Origin of the sequence: Bacillus sp. FSL E2-0195, assembly GCF_038003645.1 — a bacterium.
Taxonomy (GTDB): Bacteria; Bacillota; Bacilli; order Bacillales; family Bacillaceae_G; genus Bacillus_A; species Bacillus_A mycoides.
The window spans coordinates 2,714,388-2,730,752 of sequence record NZ_JBBOPN010000001.1; the positions used below are offsets into that span (position 1 = coordinate 2,714,388).

Annotated in this window: 18 protein-coding genes and 1 pseudogene; 3 read left to right on the top strand and 16 right to left on the bottom strand. The window is 34.5% G+C overall.

Features of this window, described 5'->3' with window-relative positions; translation table 11 throughout:
- The first annotated feature begins 36 nt into the window (after positions 1–36).
- Positions 37–648 carry a TetR/AcrR family transcriptional regulator gene (locus MHH59_RS13865; RefSeq protein WP_016127093.1) on the top strand — a complete coding sequence of 204 codons (612 nt, stop codon included), beginning with the start codon at positions 37–39 and terminating at the stop codon, positions 646–648.
- Positions 649–695: 47 nt separating this feature from the next.
- Here the strand turns inward: MHH59_RS13865 and MHH59_RS13870 are convergent, their stop codons facing one another.
- The 6 genes from MHH59_RS13870 to MHH59_RS13895 all read right to left on the bottom strand — a co-directional run bounded on the left by MHH59_RS13870 (position 696) and on the right by MHH59_RS13895 (position 5,173).
- The gene (locus MHH59_RS13870; RefSeq protein ID WP_002165667.1) at positions 696–935 is read right to left on the bottom strand and encodes a DUF3953 domain-containing protein; all 240 of its coding nucleotides are present in this window, start codon (positions 933–935) and stop codon (positions 696–698) included.
- A 21-nt stretch (positions 936–956) separates the two neighbouring features.
- Positions 957–1,202, bottom strand: a complete 246-nt coding sequence (locus MHH59_RS13875) for a DUF3977 family protein (RefSeq protein ID WP_000873838.1) — start codon at positions 1,200–1,202, stop codon at positions 957–959.
- Between the two features lie 115 nt (positions 1,203–1,317).
- On the bottom strand, positions 1,318–3,168 hold the full coding sequence (locus MHH59_RS13880) for a sigma-54-dependent Fis family transcriptional regulator (protein WP_087996161.1): 1,851 nt from the start codon (positions 3,166–3,168) through the stop codon (positions 1,318–1,320).
- A 314-nt stretch (positions 3,169–3,482) separates the two neighbouring features.
- Entirely contained in the window at positions 3,483–3,821 is a 339-nt protein-coding gene (locus tag MHH59_RS13885; protein WP_002127705.1) for an NIPSNAP family protein, read from the bottom strand.
- On the bottom strand, positions 3,794–4,390 hold the full coding sequence (locus MHH59_RS13890) for a GNAT family N-acetyltransferase (RefSeq protein WP_002013071.1): 597 nt from the start codon (positions 4,388–4,390) through the stop codon (positions 3,794–3,796). The genes MHH59_RS13885 and MHH59_RS13890 overlap by 28 nt, the downstream gene beginning before the upstream one ends.
- 12 nt (positions 4,391–4,402) lie before the next feature.
- Positions 4,403–5,173: a DeoR/GlpR family DNA-binding transcription regulator gene (locus tag MHH59_RS13895; protein WP_340851534.1), complete on the bottom strand. Its 771-nt coding sequence runs from the start codon at positions 5,171–5,173 to the stop codon at positions 4,403–4,405.
- 251 nt (positions 5,174–5,424) lie between these two features.
- Here MHH59_RS13895 and MHH59_RS13900 point away from each other — a divergent pair, with 251 nt between their 5' ends.
- A complete protein-coding gene (locus MHH59_RS13900; RefSeq protein WP_000835754.1) occupies positions 5,425–5,922 on the top strand; it encodes a hypothetical protein in 498 nt (165 codons plus the stop codon).
- A 59-nt stretch (positions 5,923–5,981) separates the two neighbouring features.
- Here MHH59_RS13900 and MHH59_RS13905 read toward each other — a convergent pair whose 3' ends face one another.
- From MHH59_RS13905 to MHH59_RS13920, 4 genes and pseudogenes are all read right to left on the bottom strand, one after another.
- Positions 5,982–6,584, bottom strand: a complete 603-nt coding sequence (locus MHH59_RS13905; RefSeq protein WP_001062014.1) for a class I SAM-dependent methyltransferase — start codon at positions 6,582–6,584, stop codon at positions 5,982–5,984.
- Between the two features lie 26 nt (positions 6,585–6,610).
- Positions 6,611–7,516 carry an NAD(P)/FAD-dependent oxidoreductase gene (locus MHH59_RS13910; RefSeq protein WP_003189881.1) on the bottom strand — a complete coding sequence of 302 codons (906 nt, stop codon included), beginning with the start codon at positions 7,514–7,516 and terminating at the stop codon, positions 6,611–6,613.
- 98 nt (positions 7,517–7,614) lie between these two features.
- Complete coding sequence (locus MHH59_RS13915) at positions 7,615–8,016, bottom strand: Rrf2 family transcriptional regulator (protein WP_002127709.1); 402 nt, start codon at positions 8,014–8,016, stop codon at positions 7,615–7,617.
- Between the two features lie 86 nt (positions 8,017–8,102).
- Positions 8,103–8,736 (bottom strand): annotated as a pseudogene (locus tag MHH59_RS13920) (DUF4085 family protein).
- Positions 8,737–8,956: 220 nt separating this feature from the next.
- On the opposite strand from MHH59_RS13920, the gene MHH59_RS13925 reads away from it, so the two are divergent.
- Positions 8,957–9,550, top strand: coding sequence for a hypothetical protein (locus MHH59_RS13925; RefSeq protein ID WP_002013060.1), 594 nt, complete (start codon positions 8,957–8,959; stop codon positions 9,548–9,550).
- A 155-nt stretch (positions 9,551–9,705) separates the two neighbouring features.
- On the opposite strand, the gene lpdA is transcribed toward MHH59_RS13925, so the two are convergent.
- The 6 genes from lpdA to MHH59_RS13955 form a co-directional block, all read right to left on the bottom strand.
- Entirely contained in the window at positions 9,706–11,085 is a 1,380-nt protein-coding gene (gene lpdA, locus MHH59_RS13930; protein ID WP_061690298.1) for a dihydrolipoyl dehydrogenase, read from the bottom strand.
- A 15-nt stretch (positions 11,086–11,100) separates the two neighbouring features.
- Positions 11,101–12,300 carry a dihydrolipoamide acetyltransferase family protein gene (locus tag MHH59_RS13935; RefSeq protein WP_002127715.1) on the bottom strand — a complete coding sequence of 400 codons (1,200 nt, stop codon included), beginning with the start codon at positions 12,298–12,300 and terminating at the stop codon, positions 11,101–11,103.
- 27 nt (positions 12,301–12,327) lie between these two features.
- Positions 12,328–13,362 (bottom strand): acetoin:2,6-dichlorophenolindophenol oxidoreductase subunit beta, encoded by a 1,035-nt coding sequence (gene acoB, locus MHH59_RS13940; RefSeq protein WP_002127716.1) that lies wholly within the window; start codon positions 13,360–13,362, stop codon positions 12,328–12,330.
- 17 nt (positions 13,363–13,379) lie between these two features.
- On the bottom strand, positions 13,380–14,378 hold the full coding sequence (acoA, locus tag MHH59_RS13945) for an acetoin:2,6-dichlorophenolindophenol oxidoreductase subunit alpha (RefSeq protein WP_002127717.1): 999 nt from the start codon (positions 14,376–14,378) through the stop codon (positions 13,380–13,382).
- Between the two features lie 169 nt (positions 14,379–14,547).
- Positions 14,548–15,027, bottom strand: a complete 480-nt coding sequence (locus MHH59_RS13950; RefSeq protein WP_002085139.1) for a DinB family protein — start codon at positions 15,025–15,027, stop codon at positions 14,548–14,550.
- A gap of 41 nt (positions 15,028–15,068) precedes the next feature.
- Positions 15,069–16,265, bottom strand: coding sequence for an MFS transporter (locus MHH59_RS13955; protein WP_002013052.1), 1,197 nt, complete (start codon positions 16,263–16,265; stop codon positions 15,069–15,071).
- Positions 16,266–16,365: the final 100 nt, after the last annotated feature.

Here is a 16,365-nt window from a genome sequence, read left to right on the forward strand (position 1 = left end):
ATATTTTCAGATATTTCAGTATAAAGAGGTGATTCCTTGAAAAATTCTACTCTTTCAACAAGAAAACACCGCTCCTTAGAAACAAAAAAGAAACTATTACATTCCGGTTATACTATGTTTATAAAAAACGGATTTCAAAAAACTACAATCACGCAAATTATTAAACATGCAGAAACTGGTTATGGAACAGCATATGTATATTTTAAAAACAAAGATGCTCTCCTCGTCGTTTTGATGGAAGATGTTATGAATCGCTTTTATGATATTGCTGATCGCTCTTTTTCCCCTCAAACAAAGGCCGAAGCACTAGATATGATTCAGAATCAAGTGCGCGCTTTTTTACAGTTAGCACAAGAAGAAAGAGCTATATTACAAGTTGTTGAAGAAGCAATAAGAACCTCAAAAGAAATACGTCAAAAATGGGATGAGATTCGCGAACGCTTTGTAACACGGATTATACAAGACATCACCCATTCCCAGGAAAATGAATTAGTACGAACTGAGTTAAATAAAGAGATTGTCGCATGCGGCTGGTTCTCTATGAATGAAACGTTTCTTTGGACAATCGTGCAAAATGATAAAGAACTAGAATTAGAAGAAATTGTACATACTTTAACGGTAATGTATACGACGGGGTTATATAAATAGCACATTATAACCTCAAAAAACCGTTACTCAATATGCTTAGTAACGGTTTATTTAAAATATTTTATTAACGATACAATAATACAAAAAAGTGATGTAAGTAATAGCAAAAGCCCCATATTCTTATTCTCTTTTTCATCCTTCTTAACGTTGTGTATCCCCATACCGGCAAGCATAAAACCTAAAAGTAATTGTAAAATGAGCATACTTTGCTTCGAATCATCATTCCAACTGTAAATAGAATAGCCCATTATAATAAAAGCGAGTATGAATGTGATAATTCTAATCATAAAAACACCCCCTATTTGATTCTATTGTTTTAACCTACTCACCATTCCAACAATAAACTTATACTCAGCTCTACTTTTTCTTACTTTCTTAAAGCCCTCTTTCGTATCAAAAATAAAACACGTTTTCCGAAACCAAATCCGTACATATAAAGACTCAAAATAAATTGGTTTAATAATTCCTCGTTCCTCGAATTCAGTTCCATCTTTATTTTCGGTTTCCGTTCGAATGAACCACCTATTCCCGATTCCAATTTCAATATACTTCACATGCTAACCCCCTTCAGGAAATCTTCTTTCTAATTATTCTATTATTTCCCTGGCAAGCGCACATTCCGACAGAACGTGAGCCCATAAAGAAAAAGTAGATTACAAAAATCTACTTTTATAGCCTAAATTTTTGCATACGTTTATAAAATGTACTGCGTGGCACATCTATTAGTTTTGCAGCTAATGAAACATTTCCGTTCGTCTTTTCTAGCGCTTCAATCATGCTATCACGCTGTATTTTTTCACGGAAATTTAATGTATGCTCCGTTTTATTTTCTGCTTGCATTTCAAGTTGATGTTGATTTCCAATCATTGTTTGTAATAAAAAAGAGATTTGTTTTTCGCATATTTCCCGTCCTTGCGAAAAAATGTATATGCGTTCTAATACATTTAATAATTCTCGAATATTTCCGGGCCATGTATGCTGTGAAAATTGATTACAAATACTCTTTGGAAATACAACATTCCAATCCTTTCGTTCACAAAAGTGTTGTATGAAGTACGGAATATCCTCTTTTCTTTCTATTAAGGACGGAACATATAGCGGATAAACATGTAAACGATAATATAAATCTTGACGGAATTTCCCTTCTTCTACTAATCGTAGTAAATCTTTATGTGTCGCAGTAATAATACGAATATTTACTGGTACCTCTTTTGAACTACCAATTGGGGTTACTGTTCGTTCTTGCAAAACACGCAATAATGCCACTTGCATCTCTGGCGGTACTTCACCAATTTCATCTAAAAATATTGTTCCTCCATCTGCTTGTCCGAATTTCCCTTTATATCCTTGGCGCCGCGCACCTGTAAACGCACCTTCAGCATAACCGAATAATTCACTTTCCATTAATTCTTTCGGTAATGAACCGCAGTTAACAGCTATAAAAGGACCATTTTTTCTTGGACTATTTTCATGAATCGCTCTCGCTACATATTCTTTCCCTACACCTGTTTCTCCACAAACATATACACTAGCGTCAGTTGGTGAAACAAGCTTAATTTCTTCTAAAGTATGTTGAAATACGCTGCTTGTCCCAATAACTCCAGGGAAAGTAATTCCGTTTATAAACGGGTAAGTAGAAAATAAATTTTCTTGTTTATTTTCCTTTAAGTAAATACATTTCCCAATCATTCTATCATTACTATATACCGGTACCTCTAATTTAGGTTTCAATCCATTGTGCATTAAATCTTCAAGTTTCATTCGTGACCAATTACATACTCGTTCACGAACCCTCTTGCTCGCAGAAACGATAACATCACGATGGTTACAAATAACAACTTGTTCATCACTGTCAATTACATCTAAAAAACGATGGATTAAATGCAGTTCATTTTGATGTACTCGAATACTACATTCACGTTCAATCGCATGCGCGATCGAAGTTACCATTCCGAGCATATATGGATGTGAAAACTCAATTGGACAGGAGAAATCTAGAACACCAATTAATTTCCCATCATCATTATGAATCGGAGAGGCCGCACAGCTCCAGCTATGAGATGCGACAGAATAATGCTCTGTACCACTTATCATAATAGCCTCTTCAATCTGTAACGCTGTTCCTATCGCATTTGTACCAACAGCTGCTTCCGTCCATTTCACACCTTCAATAAAATTAATATGTTTCGCTCGTTTCAACGTTTGCTGATTTCCACTTAATGATAGAACATAACCATCTGGATCAATTAATAATGCCATCATTTGCAGTTCATCAATGGTTTTTCTCATATTTTGTATTTGAGGTATTGCTATATCAAGGAAGATTTCACTCTTTTTCTTTTGATCCTGAAAAATATCAGAAGACAAAATTTTCTGACCTTTATTCATATGAGGATTCACATTTGCTTGTTTACATCGATGCCATGACTCTGAAATTCTTTCGTTTATACGGTTCGAATCAAGGACTCCTTCATCAACAAACTTTTTCCATGTATGTAAGTAAAACGGTGAAGCTAACATTGTATCATCTCCCCTATTAATTGTTTTGGAGATTTATAAAACATACTTTTATTATAAAACTGAATAAAAGCGTTTTCAATACAACTAGAAAGATGACACAAATATGTTAATAATTTGAATATCTTAATGACCTTCTTTATTCTTTTTTAGTAGAACTATATTTTGTATAATGGACGCAAAGAAAATACTTAACCAAAACCACTTTTGTGGATTGCCGTTTATAAAGAAAACTATCACCGCTATTGCAAATAAAATGGTGGATGCTAAACTAAAATATAATTTTGTTTTAATTCCCATTATTCCTCACCTCTCTATCACTTTACAGTACATACTAACTCTTCATTTTTTAACTCTAATATGTACTCCTGTAAAACATATTCTTTCCCGCCATGTTTTTCATACCAATCATGTATTCTTTTAACATGTATCTTGTCGCTTCTAATTTTTGATTCAATTTCTTTATACTGTTCATAACTATCATATTCCCATATTGCAAATACTTCAGTCGTACCATCATTATTATCTTTCATCCAGCGTCCTATTAAACGAGAACCATATTTTATTTGATTAGGTAAATTAGTATCATTGAAATGATCATTAAATATTTCTATGAATTCATTTTTTACTACATAGTATTTCCTTCTGTAAAACATACTTCTTCACCTCTTTTATGAAAAGTATCAGTAAACCTTCCCATTACTACCGTATTATAATACTTACCATCCGACAGTTTTTTATCATTTTTTAGAATACCTTCTACCTCCAAACCTAATTTTTTATAAAGTTGGATGGCTTTTTCATTTTTCTCTAACACTTGCAATGATATCTTTTTCACTTCATTTTCATCAGCCCACTGAATAGATTGTTGCAATAGACTCTTACCCATTCCATATCCCCAAAACTCTCTTAAAATACAAACACCAAATTCTACTTTATGGGCTAATCTCTTCAACTTTGATCCTTCGCATCTTGAAAATCCAACGATTTGATTGTGCACTTCTGCAACTAAAAAGAGATTCTTCATCTCTTCACTATCTGTTTTTATTATTTTTTGAAACCCTATCTTATCTATAAATCCCTCTCCAGCTTCTCTATCCATATTCTCAGTTTCTCCATCGATCTGAACTCTAATTTCCGATAACTGCTCAGCATCCGTTTGAACTGCAGAACGAACTGTATAAGTTAATCCATTCGTATGAAACTCTTGTCCTTTTATAATCATTTCAAACTCCTTTTAAATGAGGTCTATTGACGCTATTACAATTTCTTTACCTTGTTTCTCAAATTGTTGAATCGTTTCTTTACTAGCCCCTTCATCTGTTATTATAAGGTCAATTTCTATTAGTGACTCTCCTTTTATAAAGCAGTATATTCCAAGTTTAGTATGAGGAGCTAAACAAATATTTCTTCTAGCAATTTTACTTACTGTTTTTCCAAAATAAGCAACTTCCGGTGTCGCAGTACTTATACCATTCAATGAAATACCGCCACCTGTAGAGAAATAAAGATCAATAGAGAATCTACTTATCAATTCAGAGGCAAGTGTATCTGTCATATTTCCTGATGGTTTCACTTTTCCACCAATTAAGTACGTATCAATGTTCTTATATTCCCGTAACTTACTAGCAATTTCTAAAGCATTCGTAATAACTGTAAATGATGTTTCAGGTAAATACTTTAACATGGCATAATGAATGGAAGCCCCTCCAATAAAAACGGAACCTCCTTCTTGTATGTAGGATACAGCAACTTTCGCAATCGCATCTTCATCTATTGAACTATCACGATAACGTTTCGATGGTTCGGCAGCTAAGTTTCTCACTCGCGTAAGTTCAACTGCACCTCCGTGCGTTCTTTTTAATAAACCATCCTTCTCCATAATAGACAAATCTCTTCTTATAGAATCAATAGACATATCAAAACTTTCCGCAAGATCCTTTGCGATTACTCTTCCATCTCTCTTAAGTAACTCTAAAATTTTCTCTCTACGCTCTTCAGTAAACATGTTATCACCACCATTATTGAAGATTCAGAAATTTAATCTTTATTTTAATTATATGCATGCTTTTTCTGTATTACAATATTTTCAATTCTTATTTATTCAGCTTTATACAGTTTTTCTCCCTATTTCTATCCGATTAACTTGAAAACGAAATAAATGTATATTTGCATATTCCACAAACATACTTCCATTTACCTTCCTATTGATGTAAAATTATTCCTATGTTTTACTTTTTAATACAGAAAGGGATTACTATGAAATCTATAATTAAAGTAACTTGTACAGCATTAATATTTACAGGAATCATGGCAGGATGTAACGGTAATTCTACACCCAAAAAAGAAAAAAGCACTTTTGAAAAAAACGCAATGCATTATGGGGAAATTGTTAAAAATGAATACTATAGAGCAACAGTTGAAAATGCAAAATTTGAAAAAATAGACAAAGAGTGGCGCCTAACAACTCGTGTTATGATTAATAATGTTCGAGACGATGGACAAACTATTGATCTTTCGGAAATAAAATATTTCATACAAGATGAAAAAACTGGTCAGAAATATGAAGGTGAAGCTCATCCGATAGGTGACGAGCACTATAAAAATGTTCCACACGAATTCTCTTTAACTACTGACGTTGTATTTGAAATGAAAACTTCTCCTAAAGACTTAAATAACATGTATTTGTATATTGATAGTAAAGTTGCTCCATTAACAAATACATATTGGAAGCTTGATAATCTAGTATCTAAATAAAAAGACCAGTCTTAAATGACTGGTCTTTTTACATTCAAGTATTCAACTTCCAATAACATTTATATTGATTTTCTAATAACAACTTGAATAACATGAGCTAAGCCAGTATGTCCTTTCCCTTCAATTCGCTCTTGTTCTCCATTAAAGAAATGAATAACCTCATGCCCTTCACACCAAGTAAGAATATCAATTGGATCATACAGCATATCAATATCTTTTGGCCCACCAGTACCATAATTTAATTGTTTTTTCGAATAAACTTCAAACATTATTAATCCACCAGGCCTAATCGTATAAATCATTTTATTCAATACCATTTTTTGATTGTCAGCATGAAAATGTCCAAATACCATAATTGCCGCATCGAATTCATTATCTGGCAAACTATCAGTTAATAAATCTACCTTTTTTGTATGCACGTTTACGTCATACTTCTCGGCTAACTTTTTTGTTTTTTCTAATCCACTCTCAGAGTAGTCAATAGCAGTCACTTCGTGGCCTTTTCTTGCTAGAAAAACAGCATTTCTACCTTCTCCCTCTGCGAAAGCTATTACTTTATTATAATTTGCTAAACGAAATGCTTGTTCTTGAATAAACGTATTAGGTTCTTCCCCATAATAATATTCATCCGATTTAAATCGATCATCCCACATGTTATTCATCTTCTTCTCCTCCTTCTAAATGCTAGTTAGAACCGCTCATCTGTAATATCACTATTAATAGCAATCGCCGCTTTATTTCCCTGTGATGCAGCAATAATTAGCGACGATGGACCTTGAGTCGTTGTTTCTCCTGCTACGTAAATATTTTTTTCTGAAGTACGACCAAAATCATCTATTACAAAAGTTTCATTACTTTGCAGTTCACAACCAAGTTGTTCTAAAAATTGATTTGGTCTAAAAAAAGTAGGTACTATAAATCCACCGGCTCTTTCAATGTGCAAACCTGAATGAAACTCTACTCGCTTTAAATAACCCTCTTCACCTTGTAGTGAACGAATAGGCTCTGTAATAACTCTTATATTTTTATTACACAGTTCATCCATGAAAGGCTTACTTAACTCATTACCATTTGTTGCGATTACTAAATCCGTAGACCAGTTATAAACTAATTTTGTCATATGCAACGTATAATCTTCGTTTTCAGAAATAATAATAAGAGGTTGGTCTTTTAATTCCCATCCATCACAATACGGACAACTAAATAAACTTTTTCCATAGAATTCCCGTACTTTAGGGATGGATGGAAATTCTTCCTGTATACCTGTTGCTAATAAAACTCTTTCCGCCAAATATTTTTTATGATCTAATGTCATAATCTCAAATAAACCAGTCGATTGCTTCGTTATCGTTAAAACTGTTTTTTCATAATAATGAATCGATGGATACTTCTTCAAATCATTTAACCCTAATTCCTTAAACTCTTCTGGTTTAATCCCGTCATGTGTAATAAATCCATGAGACTTTTGCGTTACACGATTCCTATTCGTTTTATTATCAAATAACGCTATTTGTTTACGAGCTCTCCCTAAAACTAAACCTGCATTAAGCCCTGCTGGACCTGCACCTATTACTGCACAGTCAATACATTTCATAAATAAACATCCTCCATGAATAAGCTTAACTCATTTAACTATAATTATAGATATTAAAGAGTCTTTTTATCCTTAATTAATTTAAAAATAAAAGCGGATTAAAAATCCACATTTATTTTTTTCGCAAGATCTACGATTTTTTGATTTCGTAACTCTTCTTCCATTTTTTCCTCTGCCGCAAGCATTACTTCATTAATTAAACATCCAGGTTCCTGATGTAAACAGCATTCAAACAATGATGTTTTTCCTTCAATAGCATGTATAATATCTAAAAAAGAGATATCTTCCCAATTACTGCTAAGTGAATAACCACCTTTAGGTCCTGATGATGAATGAATCATGCCTTCCTTCGTCAATTTAGTTAGTATTTTAGATAAGTATGTTGGTGAAACTTTCTGCATTTCCGCTAACTGATGAACACTAACTAACTTATTTGGCGTAGCCTCTGCCAGAAAAAGCATTGTGTGAAGAGCGTAATTTGTAGCTTTAGAATATTTCATAATACGGCTCCTATTGCAGACTTCATGTATCTACAATATCTTCATTTTTTCATCATGTCAAACATTTGTAATTTAAAGGCATGATATTATTTCTTTTCAAGTAATAAATTCGTTGCACAAATCGTCACTTCTCTAAATGGACAGTCAAATAAAACACCCAGTTCGAAACCGTCTTCAGTAAGCTCTATTTCATGGTATAGCCACCAAGCACCTTCAAAATTTTCAGGTATAGAACATTTGGTCACTCCTGTAAAAGAAACTTGAAGTTTATTGAAATTCCTAAAAGTACCAGTGCAATCTAATACGATAGACAAAGTATATTCTGACTTACACTTTACTACTTTAATCACACTATCATGCAGTGAGAATTCATGTAATTGAACAACGTTTGACGGAAGTTTTTTCTTAATGGAATTAAAATATTCTAAGTATGATTGATCTAATTGTGTCATTCTTTTTTTCATAATCTGCTGTCCACTCTAACAAAAGTTTCTTTAATTCATTAGGGGGATATTCTGAATCAATAGTGTTGTTATAAAAGTATGAATGTAGCGTTTCAGGAAGATAATTTAATAAATCTTCTTTCCTTTCTTCTACTTCATCTTTCAAACTTTGTAAATAATCGGGATCTATTTCTTTACATTTTTCTATTGATTCTATGAAATGTACAAATCCTGAAAGTTGCATTTCTTTATACCAATCTCTTGTAAAATATTTCAATGATATCTCTCCTAAAACATTTTAACATCCAACAAAAGCAATATATCTATTTATTATATCATTCCAATAGCTATTTTTTCTAAAGAATAAATGCAAAACTGTAAATATTCCGCCTATTTTTTCTAAAACTTCAGAATATTTACAAAAATGTGAAATTGGAATACATTTTACATGTACAAGTTTTACCTGTACAAAAATCTAAACAAAAAGGGATGGTTATATGTTGAAGAAATTAGTAGCAGGGACATTAGTAGCAGGTTTTGCATTAACTGGAGGATTAGGAGTAGTAAGTGCTGCAGAAAAAGATAATACAATTAAATCATTTGACTATTTAAAAGTTGATGAAAAGAATGTTAATTCATTTACAAAATTAAGCGATCAATCAAAAAAAGACATCCAAATTACTATGGTACTACCTAAGCAAAATGAAAATGGAGATTGGTTAGCTTATGGCTTTACTAGCAGAGAAACATTGAATGCTTTTATTGAAAAGGATAAAAAGGTACTTAAAAATCAAATTAACCCTTTAGGTAGTGGTGCTGGTAGTACCGATTTTTATGAGCATCAAAATAAAGGTGGACAGTATATTTATTGGAGCAGTGGCTTTAAAAACCTACCTTCTAGCTGGAACGACAGAATTTCTTCTGTAAGTACAGCTTCACCTTCTGCAAGTTATTCAACTACGCTATGGGAACATTCTTCAACTCAAGGATATGGAAAAGGTGTCTCCTTTAGACACTCTGATTGGTATGGTCAAACTGCTAATTTAGCAGCGGATTGGAACGACATAACTTCAGCAATTGAAATCAAATAGTAACAGCGCATTTCAATTAAATAAGCGAAGAAATTTCAAAATCACTATACTCTCATCGATTAAAAAAACATGAGAGTATAGTGATTTTTCTAGTATCTTTTTATACATATTGCTACTTAAATATTATTTACTAAAAAGACCAGTCCTATTTACCTTCAAGCATGTACAGCATGTCCTACTGCCTGCAATAATGCCTCATGAATCGCTTCAGATAAAGTTGGATGTGCTGCAATATAATCTCTCATTATATCAGCGGTTACTTCTGTATGAATCATCACCGTTCCTTGTCCGATTAGTTCGGTTGCACGAGGACCGATAATAGAAATCCCTACAATTTCTTGATATTTAGGTTCCACAATAACTTTTACTTTCCCCGTTTGTTCTCCAATAATAAGCGCTTTTCCGTTCGCTGTAAATGCGAATTCTCCGATGAGGATGTCACCGTATTGCTCTCTTGCTCCTTTTTCTGTTAAACCGACACTAGCAATTTCTGGAGCTGTATAAATACAGCGAGGTACAGCATGATAGTTTACTTTCACATCTTCTCCGCTCGCGTGTAATGCCGCTGTCGTTCCTTCATGGAAGGCAACGTGAGCAAGCTGTATTCCACCAATCACATCACCCGCTGCGTAAATATGTGATCTATTTGTTTGCATATGTTCATTCACAGAAATTCCTTTATTTGAAAATTGAATGCCTGCTTTTTCTAAAGCTAATTCTTGTACACGTGGTTTTCGACCTACAGAAACGAGAATGGATTCCGGGTTGGCTTCTTGGATACTTCCTTCATATTCAAATGAAGCCTGCTTCTTATAATTATTTAATCCTTTTAAAGCCGCTCCTGTAAATATTTTTACGCCATCATTTTTTAGTTTCTCCCTTAAAATTTGTGCGATATCTTCATCTTCACCAGGTAATAATTGCGATGCCATTTCAACAATCGTAACTTTTGTTCCAAGACGACTATAAATGCTTGCAAACTCGCAACCTATTACACCACCACCAACGATTAATAATGATTTTGGTATATTTTCTAGGGACATTGCATGACTACTATTTAAAATCCACTTCCCATCAAATGGAGCAAAAGGTAATTCAGTTGGTTCTGATCCTGCCGCTATAATAAACTGGTCTCCAACTACTACATCTTCTTTATCACCATGTGTAACTCGCACACGGTGATCCGTTTCAAATTTCGCTTTACCTTGTATAACTTTTATTTTATTTTTCTTCATTAAATATTGTATACCTTGTACGAGTTGCGTAACAATTTGTGATTTTCTCGTCTGTATTTGTTTCCAATCAATTGATATATTCTGCTTATCTACTAATACTCCAAAACGATTCGCATGATTAACAATATCGTATACTTCCGCACTTTCTAACAATGATTTCGTAGGCATACAACCGACATTTAAACAAGTCCCGCCAAGATCAGCTTCATCAATAAGAGTGACATCTTTTCCATTTTGAGCCGCGGTAATTGCCGCTACATAACCAGCAGGTCCGCCCCCAATAACAACTAAATTACTCATTTTCTCACCTTCTCTTTATAAAAGAATTGTTACAGGTTCTTCTAAATAACGTTTAATTGTGCGTAAAAATGCAGCTGCTGGTGCACCGTCTAGTACACGATGATCGAATGTTAAACTTAAAGGTAACATACTTCCTTTTCTTAATTTTTTCCCTTTATATACAGGAACATGTTCAATTGCACCTACACCTAAAATACCAGTTTCAGGTGTATTTAATACTGGCGTAAAATATTCAATACCGAAGCTACCTAAATTACTAATTGTAAATGTTGTCCCTTGCATATCATCACTACTTAAACTGCCTGCTCGTGCCTTTTGTGCCACATTTTTAATCTCTTTAGATAACTCTACTAAAGATAGATTATTAGCAAAGCGAATAGCTGGAACGACTAATCCTTTTTCTAACGCGACCGCCATACCTAAATGAACATGTTCAAATTGATGAATGACATCATTTATATACGCGCTGTTCATTTCTTTATGCTCTCTTAGCGCTAATACAACAGCACGAGAAACGAAATCAGTAATAGTTAGTTTGTTATCGTATCGTTTTTGTACAACTTCCGCTATTTCTTTATGTAAAGCAACTAAATCTGTAACATCTACTTTCATCGTTAATGTTAATTGCGCACTATTTTGTAAGCTTGCATGCATACGGTTCGCAATTGCTTTTCGCATACCAGTAATAGGAATGACTTTACTTTCTTCTTGTTCAAGTACTTCTGGAATTGCTACTCTTTCTTCAAGCGCCTTTAATACATCTACCTTTGTAATTCTTCCGCCAGGTCCTGTACCAATTAATGATCTAATATCGAGATTTTCAGTTTTTGCAATTTTCTTTGCTACTGGAGATATTTTAACTCTTTGCTTCGTCACATCTATCGCATATGGTTCTGGATGTTGTACCTTTTTAGGTTCTGGATTAGATGCTTTTTCTTCTACAACATGTATGTTTTCATGAACTTCTACTTTTTCGTCCGGTTTACCGATGTAGCAAATTACAGTACCCGGCGGCACTCCCTCATCTTCACTTACAGCTATATCAAGAACAGTTCCATCAGCTGGTGCTTCTATTTCAGTTTCGATTTTTTCCGAGTTAATACTAGCAATTAGTTCACCTTTTTCTACATTATCACCTGCTTTAATATTCCAGCTCGTAATAATACCTTCTTTCATCGCCATACCTAACTTCGGCATTACAACTTCTACAGCCATGTTTCTCTCTCCCTTCTCATCGTTTCATTACACATGTAATAAAGATTGGTCTCCGATCATTTCTGATACAGTTTCAATTACTTTCTCCGGCGTTGGTAAATATAACTTTTCAAGTGGTGGCGAAAACGGAACTGGTGTATGTGGTGCTGTAATTCGTTTAATAGGTGCATCTAACAAATCGAATCCTTTATCCGCTACAATTGCCGCAATATCTGTTGCGATACTACATCTTGGATTTGCTTCGTCAATAACAATCAGGCGATTCGTTTTTTCAACAGATGCTAAAATCGTATCTTCATCCAGCGGTGATAAAGAACGTGGATCGATTACTTCTACTTCGAGTCCTTTTTCCGATAATTGCTTTGCAGCTGCAAGTGCTGTATGAACTTGTTTTCCAATTGCAACGATTGTTACATCAGAACCTTCACGTTTAATATCTGCTTTTCCTAAAGGAATTGTATAGTGCCCTTCTGGTACTTCGCCTTTCATATTGTAAAGTGTTTTATCTTCAAAGAAGATTACTGGATCGTCATCTTCAATTGCCGCTAATAATAAGCCTTTTGCGTCATAAGGAGTGGAAGGAACGACAACTTTTATACCTGGAATGCTCGTAAATAACGCATATAAACTTTGTGAATGCTGTGCCGCTGCGCTAAATCCAGCACCGTGCATCGTACGTACTGTAACTGGCACTTTCGCTTTTCCACCGAACATATAGCGGAACTTTGCACCTTGGTTTAATACTTGATCAAGACAACTACCGATAAAATCATTAAACATTAATTCAGCTATCGGACGTAAACCTGTTGCAGCAGCTGCCATCGCCGCTCCCATATAACCCGCTTCTGAAATTGGAGTATCTAAAATACGATTTCGACCAAATTCTTGTACAAGTCCTTTCGTAACACCGAGTACACCGCCCCATGCTTCATCATCTTGCAAGTGATCCACTTGTGCACCGCCTGCAACATCTTCTCCGATTAAAATTACGTTTTCATCACGACGCATTGATATTTTCATCGCTTCATTAATTGCAGTTGACATACTTACTGTTCTAGTCATTATTTTTCACCCTCCTCTTATTTGTAAGAAACGTATACATCTTTTAATAATTCTTCATCCTCTGGATATGGACTGTTTTCACTAAATTCAATTGATTTTTGTACTGCTTCATCTACTGCCTTTTCCATATCCACAAGTTCGGATTCCGTTAATAAAGCTTCATGAATTAAATGCTTGCGGAAATGCACAATCGCATCTTTTTCATTTAAATGTTCTTCTTTTTCTTCCGCTGTTTTATACGTTTGTGCTTCTCCTTCAAAATGACCGTAATTACGATATGTCATGCATTCAATTAAAGTTGGGCCACCGCCATTACGTGCACGCTCAACAGCCTCTTCCGCCGCTTTATATACTGCTAATAGATCTTTTCCATCTACTTGAACACCCGGAATGTTATATGCTTTTGCACGATCAGCAATAGAGTTACAACTAGAAGCATATTCAAATGTTGTTGCTTCACCGTAACCGTTATTTTCTGCGATAAAAATAACTGGTAACTTCCAAATCGCTGCTAAATTAACCCCTTCATGGAATGTTCCTTCATTATTTGCTCCGTCACCGAAGAAGCAAACACTTACATCTTTCGTTCCTTTATATTTAGCTGTTAATGCTGAACCGCAAGCAAGTGGAAAACCTCCGCCTACAATCCCATTTGCACCAAGCATTCCTTTATCTAAATCGGCAATATGCATTGAACCACCTTTACCTTTACATAACCCTGTCGCTTTCCCAAAAAGTTCGGCCATCATGCCATTTAAATCACAACCTTTTGCGATACAATGGCCGTGACCTCTATGCGTACTTGTAATACTGTCACTATCTGTTAAGTGGGCACATACACCAACTGCTACTGCTTCTTCACCAGCGTATAAATGAACGAAACCTGGCAGAACGCCTTGCGCGAATAATTCATGCACCTTGTCTTCAAACTTACGAATCTCTAACATTTTTTCATACATCCAACGAGCTTGTTCTTTCGTAATTTCATTCCCTTTACTTTCAGTTGTTTTTAACATGTCCAGCCCTCCTATTTTCTTGTTCATCTTTTATATTGCAAGTACTGTGCCAAATTCTAATCCCTGATTTAATAGGTTTTCTCTTTTCTTTCATAATAAAAAAGTGGACAAAATGAGACATCTGTCTCGTTTTGTCCACTTTTGTTCACCTAATTTGAGAATTATTATCTTATTCATTATCAAAACTCTTCTGTAATTTCCGAATGTAAATAATTTGACCAATGTGATACGCGTTATGAGTCGTTACATTAGCTAATACTTCCCACCACTTCGCAGATACAGGAAATCCAATTACATCACTTTCAACCTTGTCTTCATTTATGAGACTTTGCCATTGTAACAGTTTCTCTAATAGTTTTTCTCTTAACTCTTCAAATGTTTGATTATCTGATAGCATAAAACTTTTGTTATTATCACCAATAGCGGGCACAGCATTAACATTTGATTCTTTGTACCTAGTTTGCCACGTCGTATTCCAATACAGTAAATGTTGTACAATTTCAGCTATACTATTACACTCTTCATTCGGTTTCCAGAAAGCTTCTCTCTCAGATAAATCCTTAACTGCATCTGAAAATGGAATATACCAACTGGGATCATTCGCATTTGCTAATAACTGATCTGCTAATACGTCTTTAACATGGAACACTTTGCTTCCCCCCATTAAAAAGATTCATTTCAAGACAATACTCACTTCTCTATATACGCTGAGTTTGCCAGATCCCCTCTTTTTAGCCTTAATCCCAAACATATGCACATAAAGAAACCAAAAGCACCTAATCCATAAGCTGTTGTATATCCACTTTCCCCGATAATCCATCCTGCAAGTCCTGGTCCAATCATTTGACCAACTGCATAGAAAACGGATATAAAACTAATTGCCATTGAGACATATTTCGGAGATACTTGCTTTGAAGCAGCAACTTGAATTAATAAAAGGATACCTCCGAGGCTGGAACCCCAAATAATTGCCGACATGATAAAGCCAATGGTATGTCCAAATATAATTGGAATCATATCACCTATTACAGCTAATAAAAGTGCAATACATAACGTCTTCTTTATACCAACCCGATCCGAAATCAATCCCCAGACAGGAGCTCCTACGATTGAAAACATTCCTGCAATCGCATAAACAGTTCCCGAAATTGATGCCGCAATACCATTATTAATCATAAAACTAGTTTGATATAAATTTGGAATTAAATAAACAACGCCCACAATAAAATACATCCATGCAATGATGTATAGCTCTTTCGTTTTCCATAAAAACGACTTATTATTCCTTTCCCCCTCATCTTCAGTAACTTCTGGATTTTTCAAAACAATTGAGGCAACGAATACAACAATACATGTAATAACTCCAAACAAAAGCCATGAACCACGCCAACTATACTCTGGAAATGCACGTACTATATAAGGAACAATTATTCCACTAAATAGCATGCCTATGCCAGCACCGCTTAATAATAGCCCCATTGCAGTTCCTCTTTTTTCTGGAAACCATCCTACTGTTATTGACATGAGTGGTGTATATACAAGGGCACTACCAGCTCCAGCACATAACATACAAATAGAGGCTATCCAAAATGAGGAGACAAATGCTAATCCTATTAAACTTATAACGACGAGCCAACTCCCTATTAATAAAACTGATTTTGCTCCAAAACGGATAGTAAGTATTCCAGATGTTCCGACTGTTAATAAATACCCTAAAAAGAGTATGGTTCCTAACATACCTGCTTGAGCTGTAGATAAATGGAGTCCTTCTTGCATAAACGGCAATATAATTCCATATGCCATACGTGCAAAACCCGTCGTTGTTATAATAAGAAACATTCCTGTTAATACAAATATCCAAAAATGACTTTCATTCCGTTCTTTCATTTAAATTCCTCCATAAAAAGTTATTTCCAATTGGATGTTGTTTGTAATTATAATGACCATTACAAAAAGCAACTACCAAATGACGGAGGAATTTACGGTA

Bases quoted from the DNA above. Each gene is read 5' to 3' on its own strand.
- acoB (WP_002127716.1), bottom strand. From the start codon at position 13,362: ATGACTAGAACAGTAAGTATGTCAACTGCAATTAATGAAGCGATGAAA.
- MHH59_RS13900 (WP_000835754.1), top strand. From the start codon at position 5,425: ATGAAATCTATAATTAAAGTAACTTGTACAGCATTAATATTTACAGGA.
- acoA (WP_002127717.1), bottom strand. From the start codon at position 14,378: ATGTTAAAAACAACTGAAAGTAAAGGGAATGAAATTACGAAAGAACAA.
- MHH59_RS13915 (WP_002127709.1), bottom strand. From the start codon at position 8,016: ATGAAATATTCTAAAGCTACAAATTACGCTCTTCACACAATGCTTTTT.
- lpdA (WP_061690298.1), bottom strand. From the start codon at position 11,085: ATGAGTAATTTAGTTGTTATTGGGGGCGGACCTGCTGGTTATGTAGCG.
- MHH59_RS13925 (WP_002013060.1), top strand. From the start codon at position 8,957: ATGTTGAAGAAATTAGTAGCAGGGACATTAGTAGCAGGTTTTGCATTA.
- MHH59_RS13895 (WP_340851534.1), bottom strand. From the start codon at position 5,173: ATGTTTACTGAAGAGCGTAGAGAGAAAATTTTAGAGTTACTTAAGAGA.
- MHH59_RS13910 (WP_003189881.1), bottom strand. From the start codon at position 7,516: ATGAAATGTATTGACTGTGCAGTAATAGGTGCAGGTCCAGCAGGGCTT.
- MHH59_RS13905 (WP_001062014.1), bottom strand. From the start codon at position 6,584: ATGAATAACATGTGGGATGATCGATTTAAATCGGATGAATATTATTAT.
- MHH59_RS13880 (WP_087996161.1), bottom strand. From the start codon at position 3,168: ATGTTAGCTTCACCGTTTTACTTACATACATGGAAAAAGTTTGTTGAT.
- MHH59_RS13955 (WP_002013052.1), bottom strand. From the start codon at position 16,265: ATGAAAGAACGGAATGAAAGTCATTTTTGGATATTTGTATTAACAGGA.
- MHH59_RS13935 (WP_002127715.1), bottom strand. From the start codon at position 12,300: ATGGCTGTAGAAGTTGTAATGCCGAAGTTAGGTATGGCGATGAAAGAA.
- MHH59_RS13890 (WP_002013071.1), bottom strand. From the start codon at position 4,390: ATGATTATAAAAGGACAAGAGTTTCATACGAATGGATTAACTTATACA.
- MHH59_RS13870 (WP_002165667.1), bottom strand. From the start codon at position 935: ATGATTAGAATTATCACATTCATACTCGCTTTTATTATAATGGGCTAT.
- MHH59_RS13885 (WP_002127705.1), bottom strand. From the start codon at position 3,821: ATGTTTTACAGAAGGAAATACTATGTAGTAAAAAATGAATTCATAGAA.